Origin of the sequence: Bacillus sp. EB01 (genome assembly GCF_000613125.1) — a bacterium.
In the GTDB taxonomy this organism is placed as follows: domain Bacteria; phylum Bacillota; class Bacilli; order Bacillales; family Cytobacillaceae; genus Bacillus_D.
This window is the reverse complement of the sequence record NZ_HG964497.1, coordinates 2569427-2581575: the sequence shown is the minus strand read 5'-3', so window position 1 is coordinate 2581575 and position 12149 is coordinate 2569427. Positions and strand designations below refer to the sequence as shown.

13 protein-coding genes and 1 tRNA gene are annotated in these 12149 nt (G+C 42.5%); 3 read left to right on the top strand and 11 right to left on the bottom strand.

What is annotated here, in order from left to right:
• The first annotated feature begins 43 nt into the window (after window positions 1-43).
• Entirely contained in the window at window positions 44-832 is a 789-nt protein-coding gene (locus tag TY16_RS11840) for a TIGR00266 family protein (RefSeq protein WP_043932140.1), read from the top strand.
• A 468-nt stretch (window positions 833-1300) separates the two neighbouring features.
• Here TY16_RS11840 and TY16_RS11835 read toward each other — a convergent pair whose 3' ends face one another.
• Window positions 1301-2500 carry a serine-tRNA(Ala) deacylase AlaX gene (locus TY16_RS11835; RefSeq protein ID WP_043932139.1) on the bottom strand — a complete coding sequence of 400 codons (1200 nt, stop codon included), beginning with the start codon at window positions 2498-2500 and terminating at the stop codon, window positions 1301-1303.
• Between the two features lie 383 nt (window positions 2501-2883).
• Window positions 2884-3033 (bottom strand): hypothetical protein, encoded by a 150-nt coding sequence (locus TY16_RS26215; RefSeq protein ID WP_155922230.1) that lies wholly within the window; start codon window positions 3031-3033, stop codon window positions 2884-2886.
• A gap of 151 nt (window positions 3034-3184) precedes the next feature.
• Between TY16_RS26215 and TY16_RS11830 the strand changes: the two genes are divergently transcribed.
• Window positions 3185-3844: an FMN-dependent NADH-azoreductase gene (locus TY16_RS11830; RefSeq protein ID WP_043932138.1), complete on the top strand. Its 660-nt coding sequence runs from the start codon at window positions 3185-3187 to the stop codon at window positions 3842-3844.
• 93 nt (window positions 3845-3937) lie between these two features.
• On the opposite strand, the gene TY16_RS11825 is transcribed toward TY16_RS11830, so the two are convergent.
• Together TY16_RS11825 and TY16_RS11820 are read right to left on the bottom strand one after the other, a co-directional pair.
• Window positions 3938-5092, bottom strand: coding sequence for a cation:proton antiporter (locus tag TY16_RS11825; RefSeq protein ID WP_043932137.1), 1155 nt, complete (start codon window positions 5090-5092; stop codon window positions 3938-3940).
• Window positions 5093-5198: 106 nt separating this feature from the next.
• Window positions 5199-6092 carry a YitT family protein gene (locus TY16_RS11820; protein ID WP_442853215.1) on the bottom strand — a complete coding sequence of 298 codons (894 nt, stop codon included), beginning with the start codon at window positions 6090-6092 and terminating at the stop codon, window positions 5199-5201.
• Between the two features lie 240 nt (window positions 6093-6332).
• On the opposite strand from TY16_RS11820, the gene TY16_RS26575 reads away from it, so the two are divergent.
• A complete protein-coding gene (locus tag TY16_RS26575; RefSeq protein ID WP_197028388.1) occupies window positions 6333-6473 on the top strand; it encodes a hypothetical protein in 141 nt (46 codons plus the stop codon).
• Between the two features lie 200 nt (window positions 6474-6673).
• On the opposite strand, the gene TY16_RS11815 is transcribed toward TY16_RS26575, so the two are convergent.
• The 7 genes from TY16_RS11815 to TY16_RS11785 form a co-directional block, all read right to left on the bottom strand.
• Window positions 6674-7063 (bottom strand): hypothetical protein, encoded by a 390-nt coding sequence (locus TY16_RS11815; RefSeq protein ID WP_052342696.1) that lies wholly within the window; start codon window positions 7061-7063, stop codon window positions 6674-6676.
• A 157-nt stretch (window positions 7064-7220) separates the two neighbouring features.
• Window positions 7221-7294 (bottom strand) — tRNA-Arg (locus tag TY16_RS11810).
• Between the two features lie 263 nt (window positions 7295-7557).
• Window positions 7558-8661, bottom strand: coding sequence for an AI-2E family transporter (locus tag TY16_RS11805; RefSeq protein ID WP_043932136.1), 1104 nt, complete (start codon window positions 8659-8661; stop codon window positions 7558-7560).
• Between the two features lie 118 nt (window positions 8662-8779).
• Window positions 8780-9868: a metallophosphoesterase gene (locus tag TY16_RS11800; protein ID WP_043932135.1), complete on the bottom strand. Its 1089-nt coding sequence runs from the start codon at window positions 9866-9868 to the stop codon at window positions 8780-8782.
• A gap of 103 nt (window positions 9869-9971) precedes the next feature.
• Entirely contained in the window at window positions 9972-10613 is a 642-nt protein-coding gene (locus TY16_RS11795; protein WP_052342695.1) for a TetR/AcrR family transcriptional regulator, read from the bottom strand.
• The gene (locus tag TY16_RS11790) at window positions 10610-11074 is read right to left on the bottom strand and encodes a CBS domain-containing protein (RefSeq protein WP_043932134.1); all 465 of its coding nucleotides are present in this window, start codon (window positions 11072-11074) and stop codon (window positions 10610-10612) included. The genes TY16_RS11795 and TY16_RS11790 overlap by 4 nt, the downstream gene beginning before the upstream one ends.
• A 94-nt stretch (window positions 11075-11168) precedes the next feature.
• Complete coding sequence (locus TY16_RS11785) at window positions 11169-12083, bottom strand: oxidoreductase (RefSeq protein WP_043932133.1); 915 nt, start codon at window positions 12081-12083, stop codon at window positions 11169-11171.
• Window positions 12084-12149: the final 66 nt, after the last annotated feature.

The window sequence follows — 12149 nt, the reverse complement described above, 5'->3', positions numbered from 1 at the left end:
GTATACTTGATTGGAGGGAAATTTAGTTTGAGGAGGAAAAACGATGAATAATCATGAAATTGACTACAAAATTTATGGCGATGACATGCAATTTGTTGAAGTCGAGCTGGATCCAAAAGAAACGGTAATTGCCGAAGCTGGCGGCTTGATGATGATGGAAGACGGCATCTCAATGGAAACGATTTTTGGTGATGGCTCGGGGGGCGGCGGTGGCTTTATGGGCAAACTCTTCTCTGCAGGCAAACGAGTTCTTACCGGAGAAAGCTTGTTCATGACTACCTTCACAAATTCAGGTACAGGCAAGCGCCACGTATCTTTCGCATCACCCTATCCAGGAAAGATAATCCCTATGGACCTAAGCGAATTGGGCGGCAGAATCATTTGCCAAAAAGATTCGTTTCTAGCTGCTGCTAAAGGTGTTACGGTCGGTATTGAATTCCAGCGTAAAATCGGGGCCGGTTTCTTCGGTGGCGAGGGCTTTATCATGCAAAAGCTTGAAGGTGACGGAATGGCGTTTGTCCATGCAGGCGGAACCATACATAAAAAAGAACTCCAGTCTGGGGAAGTTTTGAGAGTTGACACTGGCTGCCTTGTTGCGATGACGAGCGGTGTCGATTATAACATTGAAATGGTTAAGGGAGTCAAGACTGCATTGTTCGGCGGTGAGGGTCTCTTCTTTGCTACATTAAGGGGACCAGGCACAGTCTGGATTCAGTCGCTTCCGTTCAGCAGGCTTGCCAGCAGAGTTTTTGCTGCGATGCCTGCTGGCGGCGGTACGAAAGATGAAGGAAGCATCGCGCGCGGACTTTTCAATATGTTTGATGGGGATTAATCCTGAAATTGGGTATTGTTTTCCCTGCTGATCCATGTTAAGATGATTTAGCGATGAGCTGAATTGTGTAAGTCGGGAACACTCCCTTTTGGGAACATGCGATGTGGCGCATGGTTACCCGCCTCAATACGCAGAAAGGCGCCTATCCTCGGATAGGCGCCTTTCTTTTTTTACTTTTGGCTCTGTTAGTATTCATTGTTGATTTTTGTTAAGGTATGAGAATTTATTAGGGGGAGAATTTCCGGCTATTGTACCCACGGCCACCTTAAGAGACAGAAATAAGCGGAGAAATTCCCCTTAACTTCTTAAAATAAGTTAAAAACCAATGATTCTGGTTTGATAAGTGGAAAAACTCCCCTTAATTTAAGGGAAGTATAGGTATTTCCCGATTTAACCGGAAACTCTCCCCTTATTTTTCAAACAGAGTGAAATCATCATACAACTATAACAGAGCTTTTCTTTTAAAAGCTACCTGGAAAGCCATATTTCCAGAACCTTTTCTTGAAGATCTTCTGCACTAATATCTCCCTGGCCGCCGCCCTGGGCAAACAGCTCATTTCCGCCACCCTTGCCGTTTACTAGCGGAAGTACCCCTGATAAAAGCTCCTTCATATTACCTGCAGCAATTACCCCCTTCGCGCAAACGATCTGAATCTTTCCATCAGTTTCGGAAATAAGCACCGCTACGCTATCTTCCTTTTCCGAAACAATAGCCCGTCCTAATCTTTGCAATTCCTGAATGGTCCTGCCGGTATACAACGCAGTTAGAGGTTTTTCGGTATCCGTATGCCTGGATAATAACTCACGGGCTTCAAACCCAATAAGCATATCCTTTGTATCAGTTAGCTCTTTTTCAAGCTGTGTCTTTGTTTGAAGGAGCTTCAATACAGCGGATTCCATATTTTCCTGCGGAGCATTCAAAAGTGGTGAGAGCTTTTCTAGCACCTTCTGTTTCTTATCAAAATGGCTGTAGGCCCTTTTTCCTGCAGCAAAACTTACGCGGACTTTTTTCTTCTCCTTCTCGATTCCCAAAACTTTTATCATGCCTACCTCATTCGTGGAAGCAGGATGAGTTCCGCCACAGCCATTGTAGTCATAATCAGGGATGATTACGAGCCGGATGTTATCTTCTACTGAAAGTGCCTTCCTGAGTGGAAGTGCAGCAGCTTCCTCAGGTGTTACCCATCTAGTCTCAATTTGGCGATTTTCCATGACAATCCTGTTCGAAAGTTCCTCAGCGTCATGGATGTGATTTTCTTGGAGGGGAGTGGTATCCAGATCAATTGTCGACTCTTCCCGTCCTAGATGGAAGCTGACTGTTTTAAATCCAAACAAGTTATCAAATGCGGCTGATAAAATATGCTGGGCTGCGTGCTGCTGCATGTGGTCAAATCGCCTTTCCCAGTCAATTTTTCCTTCAACATTTGCGTCACTTAAAGAAAGAGGTCTTTCAAGATAATGGCGGATTTCCCCATCCGTTTCCACTACATTTACAACTTTTACCCCATTTAGTGTTCCTGTGTCAAAGGGCTGTCCGCCACCTTCTGGATAAAACGCGGTTTCTTTTAAAATCGCATACCATTGACCGGTCTCGTCCTGCTTCTCTTCCACGAGCTCTGTGTTGAAGGTTTGCAAATATTGATCTTGATAATATAGCTTCTCAGCCATCTACAGTCACCTCTATGTATTTGCCAGAATCCAGTCATCCTTTTAAATTGCCAGTTGTCCTATAAGCTCGCTTTACACCTCTACTTGGCCGTTGTAAAGGGGTTCATTCCTTCACACCGATAGTTAACAACCTTTAGGCACATGCTGGCTATGACGATTCTCCGCTCTTTTTCTTACCATAGTAACACAAACCGTCTTCGACTGCTTAGCCTTAGAACAGCAGCTGGTCAACGCCCGTTCAGTAAATGTTTCAGTATGTGCAAAGTATACGTTTTATGAACGTAGTTCTCCTTGAGTTAAATATATATATTTGGGAACCAGAATGGATAAAAGCATTAAAAAGATAAAGTTAGCCCCCCGGTTTTTCCCGAGGGGCTAAAGCATTATTTCCGTAAATTTTCCTGGTCTTTCATATGGTGCTGCTGATCAGGGATTCTTCCGTTCGAGTTCTTAGCCTCTGGGTTAATTGATCCCTTTTGAAATTCTCTTTCAGTTTCAATTAAACTTTTTTTGTCAGGTGTTTTTTTATCCATTTCAACATCCCTCCTACTCTCCTTTTCCCCTGCTCGTGGGCAGTAAACAAGTTTTAAAGTGTAATATTATTCACCATTTGTTCACTCCTGAACATAGTTTATTTCTTTATAATGAAAAGGAGGATAACAATTTTAGATTGGATGGATGAGTATGTCGAAATTATTATATATAACTGCAAATCCCAAGGGCATTGAAAAATCAAAAGGTTTAAAGATTGGCGAGGCATTCCTCGAAACTTTCTCAGCGGAAAGCCCTGATACGGAAGTACGGAGAATTGACCTTTTTGACTTTGATATGGCTTGGATGGACGCTGAATTGGTATCCGCACGCGGCAAGCTTGCTGGCTATGGTTTTAAAATGGATGAACTCGAAGACGGCGAGCGGGCTAAAATTCAAAAAATGCATTCGCTTGCAAATGAGTTTGTACAATATGATTACTATGTCTTTGTTACACCTCTCTGGAACTTGAGCTCTCCTGCTGTTTTGAAAAATTTCATTGATAACCTGTTCATTTCCGGAAAAACTTTTGCGCATACTCCAAATGGACCTAAAGGACTGTTAAATGGCAAAACAGCTATTCACATACAAACAAGAGGCGGAATTTACACAGGAACTCCAATGGAGGAGCTTGAATCGGGAGATCGGTATTTAAAAATCGCACTCCGCTTCCTGGGTATTGACCTCATTGATTCTGTCATCACTGAAGGCTTTGATGTATTCCCGAAAAAATGGCCTGAAATGATTGAAGACGCCCAAAACCGCGCCCGTATTGCAGCGAAGAAAATGGCTGCAGCTGCAGTCACGATATAACTAAAGTAAGCCATTCCTTGGGTTAAGGAATGGCTTTTTGAATAAGGGTATATCATATCATGTGGGACCTAAGCGAAAATAGAGTCAGCTGGATTAGAAATTAGGCCCCCTCCTGCCGCTGATTTTTGAGAAAATATACGTATTGAGTTTCGGTGCAGCCTGGAAAAGGATGGTTCCGATTAGAGCGATAAGGAGAATATAAATTCCTGCAAAAATTTTTAGCGATCCGGTTGCGATCCCGGCCATAATGACAGAGAACTCACCTCGTTGTGTAAGCGAAAGCCCAGCTTTCATCGCCTCCCGCTTCGTCAGGCCATACCACCGTCCCCCAAAATACCCAACAGCTATTTTGTGAATCAACGACCAGAAAATGAGGACAATGAGTAAACCAAGGAATGGGATATCTGGGGTTAATTTGATATGCATTCCGAAGTTCAGAAAGAAAAATGGGAGAAAGATATTCCTGACTGGCAATGCAAGTCTTGTAATCTTCTCTTTCATTCCAACATCCGACATCATCATCCCTGCCAGAAATGCACCAATTACCTCAGAAAGTCCGAGCATGATCGCAATCCCTCCGTACGTCAAAGCGATGCCGACGACAAGGACGATAAACGAATCATCGTGTTTAATAGATTCGAGAAGATGCTCAATTTTTTTGAAAAATACTTTGCTGAAGAAAATAGCCACGCTAGCAAGCATCATAATTTTTATAAAAATCAGCACAAAATCCACTGCCGTAAAGCCTTCTCCCTGGAGACCAATCAAGACCGTCAGAAGAATAGGCGCAATTAAATCCTCAAAAATTAGAACCAAGAGAATAAATTCAGATTCATTATGGTCAGATCGGTTTTTGTCTTCAATCAACTTAGCCGTTATTGAAGAAGACGTAGCATAAACGATTCCCCCAACCAGCAAACTATCTACCCAGTTAAGGCCGAACATCATCGAAATTCCCATGGTAACCACAATGCCAAGAAATACATCGAGAAAACCAGCTTTCCACACTTTCTTGCTATTAGCCGCCAGCCTTCCAATCGAAAACTTCATTCCAAGTAAAAAGAATAAAAGGACCAAGCCGATTTCCCCGGCTATTTTAATGACCTGTTCATCTCCAAAAAAGGGGGAAAGCCCGATGCCTAATAGAATAAACAATAAGATATCGGGAATTTTAAACATTTTTAAGCCAATAATGCCAACACTGAACAAAATGAGCAGAAACAAGCCAATTGCCAGGGGTAAATTCATTGCAGCACACCTTTTTAAGTGAGTTTTGTTCTTCCCTCTACCCAATTTTCCCCAGCATCATGCCAAGTAAAAACAAAAAAGCCCGCCGGATTCAGCGAGCCATGAATTAATGAATATCCTTTTTCTTGAAGCGTCCGCCTCTCACTTCCGAAATGTCGGCAAGTGCGAGGAACGCCTTCTCGTCATAACCAGCAACAATGTCTTTTAACTTCGCTTCTTCAAGCCGGGTAATGACGCAAAAAATAACCTTCTTGCTGTTTCCGGAGAACGCTCCTTCCCCTTCTATATACGTGACTCCGCGTCCAAGGCGGCTCAGGATCGCATCTCCAATTTCCTGATAATTATCACTAATAATCCAGGCAGAGCGGGATTCTTCCAGACCTTCAACCACAACATCTATGGATTTAAATGCAATCACATAGGCAAGGATTGAATACATAGCTCTGTCCCAGCTAAAAACAAAGCCGGCAGCACCCAGGATAAAAATATTGAAGATCATAATGATTTCCCCGACAGAAAAAGGAACCTTTTTGGTAATGAGAATTGCAAGGATTTCAGTTCCATCCAGTGCTCCGCCGTACCTAATTACAAGGCCGACACCAATTCCCAATACCATGCCGCCAAATACTGTGGCAAGCAGAATATCATCCGTAAATGCTGGTACGGGGTGAAAGAGGGATGTAAATATGGAAAGGACCGCGATGCCAAATAGCGTGGATATGGCGAAGGTTTTTCCTATCTGTTTGTACCCTAAATAAAAGAATGGAATATTGAGGATAAATATAAAAATTCCGAGGCCGATGCCTGTTAAATGAGACAGCATGATGGAAATGCCGACTATCCCGCCATCTATTACATTGTTTGGAACGAGAAAAATTTCCAACCCCACTGCCATAAGGACTGCCCCCACAAAGATCGCTACAGCCCGCTTAAGAATTTGCGTCTTTGGGAGGCGTTTATGCTCGAATTTTGTTTGTGCCAATTCTGCCAATTCTGCCATTCATGTACCTCCTATTTAATGTCTCTATACCCATTATACCGTAGAAATCCATCCAATTCCTTGAAAAAATGCTATTTTCTTAATTTTTTTACCAAGGCGGAAAAACATAATTTTCAAGTTTGGAGATAACTTTACATCGCTTTTTTTTTGTAGGAATCCTATCAGTGTAACTTAAGGTTTAGAATTAACGAAATGGGTCATAACAATAAGTGTAGGTATTTCATTAAAGGAGGCGGGAGCATGGAGACCCAAAAGCAAGTTAGGTACTGCGAGAACTGCCAGCAGGAAACAGAGCATCTTGCCCTCGAAGACGCACTTGAAATTGAATACCACTGCGCCGTTTGTGGCCAGAACACTGAAGTATATAAAAACTATTTCTAAACAAAATGAATGAAGATTTGAAATGAAAAACGCTGCTTCCACTATGGTTTGCAGCGTTTTTTGCGATTACAGATAGTTTTCCAATTGCTGATGTTTAGAAATTATAATTCTTTTGCCTGCTGAGGACACTTTTATACCCCGCATGTCTCGGACAAGATACTTAAGGAAAGCTTCGCAAAAATTTCACACGACAGGAAAGATTACCATCCTAAAGCAATAAGCAAATCGCAGCAACCGCCTTCGGGACCAGAATTATCTAAGACAATCCGGATTCCCGTTGGTGTATAAGTAGTTTCGGCCTTAATCGTTATACCTGTTGAACGAATTAACTGATTTACTCTATTTTTATCAGATTTCTGGGCAGCTGTCATAAGCATTTTTGTAAAGTTTGAATCAGTGGCCATCTTATTTATAAGGATATTTGCCTGATTCATAAGTTCCTGGAATTTGCGCAGTGATACATTAAGTTGAGATATATTCACATCCGGAAATTGCCTTTGTGGTGGTGCATTCCATGGATAATTATAATAAGGTGATGGGCCATGTGATTGATAATATCCATGGCTGCAATTGTTGGGATAATGAAACAAAGAACCTCCTCCTCCCATTTTTGAATCATACTGTATATCCTATGCAATCAAGATAGGCAAAGTTTCTGGATGATTAATTAACAATCATTATTCATATACGAAAAAGCACTGATATCAGCCTACCGTTTGGTAAGTTGATATCAGTGCTATTGGTTAGCGTCCCGAAGAGGATTCGAACCTCCGACCTACAGTTTAGGAAACTGTTGCTCTATCCTGCTGAGCTATCGGGACAAGTATAAAAATATAATTTGGTTTCAAGATACGTACTTTGTTGCGATATCCCGTCCTGGCCTCAAGAAGTGAAGCAGGAAGCTGCTCGGCCAGTACGCTAAAGTGTTATTAGAGCGTGCTGAGCTAGCGGAACAAGTGACCAAATAGTGTTTCAAGTTAATCACTATTATTATGGCACAAAAATTATTATAACGGGTTACGGCGAAAAGGTCAAACGAATTTGGAAAGTTTTTTAGAAAAAATTTTAATGTGGACCGGGGTGCTTAGGCCCCGTCCACGGTTATATTGGTCCTCTTTCTTGCTTTGAGGAATTTAACCAAATTTAAAACAATTGTTTTTGTAACAGCGTAGGTTGGAACTGCGAGTACCATTCCAAGCACCCCTGCAAGGTTTCCGGCTGCCAGTAAAATGATAATGATCGTTGCCGGGTGTGTATCAAGACTCCGTCCGAGAATCATTGGGGATAGTAAGTTCCCTTCGATCTGTTGGGCAACTAGAATGACAATTACTGTGAGCAAGGCGAGCATCGGAGATTGGAACAAGGCAACCAGGACTGCTGGCGCCCCTCCTATTATTGGGCCCACATACGGAATGATGTTTGTAAACGCAACAATTAGTGCCATTACTAGTGCAAACGGCAGGTCGATAATCAGATAACCGATGAATGTCAGGGTGCCGACAGCCAAGGCGACCATAACCTGGCCTTGTATATAGGCTGATAAAGTTTCGCCCGTTTCCTTGAGCATCTTTAAGCCTTCATCCCGGTAATCTGCAGGAATAAATTTTGAGACAGCTACAGGGAATTTCTTGCCATCCTTTAACATGTAGAATAGTAAGAATGGGACAGTAACAAATATAACAGCTACATTTGTTATGACGCCGAGAAATCCAATAATTCCGCCCGTTAGTTTATTCGGCAGGGTGTTAGCATAATCCATTAGGCCGTTCTTGACCTTTTCAATCATATCAGACTGTTCTTCCCTGAAATTCTTGAACTCCGATGATTTCACCACATCGTCAAAGAAGTCCATCGTCATATTCGCATATCGAGGCACCTCATTGGCAAGGTCTGAAACCTGCTTTGAAACTGCTGGTACAAGGTTGCCTATTGCCAGTACCATCAAGCCGGCAAACGCCAAGTAAATAATCAGGATTGCCAAAACTCGTTTCACTTTATGCCGTTCAAGGAAGTTCACTACGGGGTTTAAAAGGAAATAAAGGAAACCCGTTATCAAGATTGGAAAGAAAATGGTTGAAAAAAATATTCCCACAGGTTGGAATAGGAATGAAAGTTTTGTCGATACAAAGATGATAGTTAAAATAAGTAAAATTTGAACAAGCCAATACTGAAGTTTTGATTTGGACAACGTATGTACCCCTAATCTCAATTTATTATGTTGGTAAAAGTATATCAAACTGAAAGAGAAATAGAAAATGTTTAATCTAGAAAAAGGAGCTGCCCCAGTGGTCAGCTCCTTTCTCGTATCATTTAAAATTCACATCAATAACAACTGCCTCCGAACGGGTTCCAATTCTAAGCGGTGGTCCCCATGTACCAAACCCGGAAGAAACAATCGAGGAAAGGTTTCCTTTTTTCAAAAAGCCATAATCGTTTTCGTAAATGCGGTCTGTTATTAATTGTGCGGGTGCGACCTGTCCGCGGTGCGTATGCCCGGAGAGCAGCACATCAATCCCTGCTTTTTCCGCTTCATCAAGTGCAATCGGCTGATGGTCCATCAGAATAACTGGTAGTGACAAGTCTGTCCCGCCAAAGAATTCAGTAAGGGAAGCTCTTGTATGGTCTGTTGGATCCTTCCGTCCAGCAATCGTCAACTGATTCTGAACTGTCAGCACTTCATCCTCCAGGACCGTTATCCCGGCCTTCTCCATTTCCTTGACGATCTCCTGCTTATCCCCGCCATAATAATCGTGGTTTCCGAGAACCGCATACACACCGAGAGGAGCGTTTAATTTTTTTAAACTTTTACCCATATCTTCTTCCATAAAAGGTTCGATGTAGTCATCGATCAAATCACCTGGAATCATAATGATATCCGGCTTTACTTTTTCAGAAATGGCGATAAACCGCTCAAGGTGGTTCACCCCTACAATTGAGCCGAGATGAAAATCTGAAGCCATCAATATTTTTACGTGGTCGCTTTTAGATTGTTTATTTATATCAACATGATAATTTCGGATAACTGGGTTCCAGGCATTGAAAGTTCCGTATGTGAATATTACAACATAAAAAATCAGCACACCACTCCCAATCCACTTCAGGCCTCTTTTCTTATTTATAAAATGAATAAGGTTGAGGATTGGCAATAGCAAAAGGCTGTACCCTATAATAACCATCCAATATCCGCCAATCATATTCAGAAGCGGAATCGGAATGAATCTGCCAGCTAACATTGAAATTGAGAGGAACACAATCAATGCAAAATAAACATACTTAAACTTGGCAAGGCGCGGGAATCTCCTTAACCAGGCCCAGCCGTTATAACCGATATAGAAGCAAATCAGGCCGTATACAAGTATGGCGGCCAGAATTGCAAGAACTGTAGTGAAATTCATGTAAGTCTATTTCCTTTTCAAATATCAGATTTGTAGTGAATGACAAAATAGAATGGATGTCTTTCAAAATTAGGATTCATACGTTAATCGAATGTCATTCATACTATAGTTTGCTGCGCCCGCATGAAGGTGGTGCGACAAGCCGGTAAATCACCTGTGCAAAAGCCCTGTAATCCCTATTGCCGCCATTCACTGTATGGGCTTGTTCAACCAACAATAAAATTGACGAAGCAACTATTTCGGGATCCAGGTCATTCCATGAATCCCCGTTCTGTCTGGCAAGTAAAACCCCGTCAAGTATCCGCTGGTAAAGTTGTTTTCGGGCTTTTTTTACTAATTCGGCAAGTTCCTCATCATGGAGGAGCAATTCAGGCAGTGCGTGATAAACGCCAGCCTTTTCCATTTGCTCGAAATGGGCAGACAAGTTTTTTGCTAAATAGTCCACAGGATCGACTTTACTCCAATCCGGCTCAGGCGGAAGAAATTTGTCAATTCTATCTTCGAGCAGCGAAAGCAAAAGCTGGCGCTTGTCGTGAAAATATCGATAGAAGGTACCTGTGGCGACACCCGCTACTGAAGCAATTTCTTTGATAGAGGTCTGCTCATAGCCGTTTTCATAAAAAAGCTTACGGCCGCTCGCCAGCAAAGCATCTCGTTTGGCACGGGCTCTTTCCTGTTTTGGAAGATACGGAAAGTCGCCGATCAGCCTGTCTTTGTCGGAAATGATATCTTTCTTTGCTGTCATTGTGCCTTAAGAATAGTCGCCTGGATTTTGCGGATAACATCCCCGCGGCTTATAACACCAACAACCCTGTTTTCGCTGTCGACAACAGGAAGTTTCTTAAAATGGTGCTTGGCCAGCAGCTTAACGGCAACGTCCATTTCATCATCAGGTGAAACTGTTACCAGGTTTTTCGTCTTCGATATCGATAAGATATTGGCGCTTGCTGTATCTTCAATCCTTTTTATAACATTCACTTCATCAACAAAATCCAAATACATGATAAAATTATAAATTTGGCGGTCAATTGGCTGGATAGCCCTTAAAATATCCCCATCGGTTACCATGCCCAACAGCTTTTTGTCTTCGCCGCATACCGGGACACCACCGATCTTCTTTTCAACAAATAATGTCATGACCTCCGCCAGAGTCATCTCGGGAGTTACGGAAATCACATTCTGAATCATAAATTCTTTTACTTTCATGGCACTTGCACCGGCTTTCTAAAAAAGATGAATTCAGGTTCAAGTATTTCAATTTTGCCGCTAAAAGTCAAACCGTGTTGACAAGAGTCCGAAGTTATTTGAAATTGTAGGTAACACCGGTCACTCCTTCAGACAAATCCCATAATTTTCGCGATGTCTCTTTTTGAAAAAGAGAATCAATGATTGCTTCCTTCTTCGGATAGCCTTTACGGCCCTTCTTCCCATCCGGCCCAATGTACTCGCCGCCCTCCAAAGCCGGTTCTGTCGCGGCATAAAGAGTTGGGAGTGCCCCCATCTCGGCTGTTTGCAGGAGGTAATTGGAGATAAATACTACTAGCTTATTCGCCGGCTTTCCGGAGTTGCGTGATGAAAGATTCGTGTTTGATATGCCAGGATGGCAGATAAAGCTTTTCGCATCGACCCCATTTTCCAAAAAGCGGTTGTTCAGTTCCCTTCCGAACAGCATATTCGAAAGCTTGCTCTGGCCATAAAACTTGTACGGCTTGTAACCTTTCGAACCGTCAAGGTTGTCAAAGTCTATTGAAGCTTTATGGGCAGCGAGGCTGCTGATAGTGACGACCCTTGAACCAGACGTGGTTTTCAGCTTGTCCAAAAGCAGTCCAGTCAGTGCAAAGTGGCCTAAATGATTGCTTCCAAACTGTGCTTCAATTCCGTCTTTTGTTTGGGATAGCGGCGGCATCATAATCCCGGCATTATTAATCAGGATGTCGAGCTTTGGATAGGCGGCTTTAAATTCCTCAGCGAACTGTCTTACGGAAGCAAGGTCGCTTAAATCTATTTTCATTTGTCGGATTGTTGCGGCAGGATGTACAGACTTGATTTTTTTGATAGCTGATTCGCCTTTTTCAAGGTTTCGGACTGCAAGGATAACTTCAGCGCCTCTTTCCGCTAGTGCTTTGGCTGCTTCAAATCCGATTCCGCTGTTCCCGCCTGTAATAATGACAGTTTTTCCTGATTGGTCAGGGATGTTTTTCTTGGTCCAATTCATGGCGACCACTTCCTTATTCTTTTTCTTTTAGTATAAAGAATCACTTGCTGATAGCACAGCAAGTGG

Coding starts and splice junctions, on each gene's coding strand:
- TY16_RS11840 (WP_043932140.1), top strand. CDS start 44: ATGAATAATCATGAAATTGACTACAAAATTTATGGCGATGACATGCAA.
- TY16_RS11835 (WP_043932139.1), bottom strand. CDS start 2,500: ATGGCTGAGAAGCTATATTATCAAGATCAATATTTGCAAACCTTCAAC.
- TY16_RS26215 (WP_155922230.1), bottom strand. CDS start 3,033: ATGGATAAAAAAACACCTGACAAAAAAAGTTTAATTGAAACTGAAAGA.
- TY16_RS11830 (WP_043932138.1), top strand. CDS start 3,185: ATGTCGAAATTATTATATATAACTGCAAATCCCAAGGGCATTGAAAAA.
- TY16_RS11825 (WP_043932137.1), bottom strand. CDS start 5,092: ATGAATTTACCCCTGGCAATTGGCTTGTTTCTGCTCATTTTGTTCAGT.
- TY16_RS11820 (WP_442853215.1), bottom strand. CDS start 6,092: ATGGCAGAATTGGCAGAATTGGCACAAACAAAATTCGAGCATAAACGC.
- TY16_RS26575 (WP_197028388.1), top strand. CDS start 6,333: ATGGAGACCCAAAAGCAAGTTAGGTACTGCGAGAACTGCCAGCAGGAA.
- TY16_RS11800 (WP_043932135.1), bottom strand. CDS start 9,868: ATGAATTTCACTACAGTTCTTGCAATTCTGGCCGCCATACTTGTATAC.
- TY16_RS11795 (WP_052342695.1), bottom strand. CDS start 10,613: ATGACAGCAAAGAAAGATATCATTTCCGACAAAGACAGGCTGATCGGC.
- TY16_RS11790 (WP_043932134.1), bottom strand. CDS start 11,074: ATGAAAGTAAAAGAATTTATGATTCAGAATGTGATTTCCGTAACTCCC.
- TY16_RS11785 (WP_043932133.1), bottom strand. CDS start 12,083: ATGAATTGGACCAAGAAAAACATCCCTGACCAATCAGGAAAAACTGTC.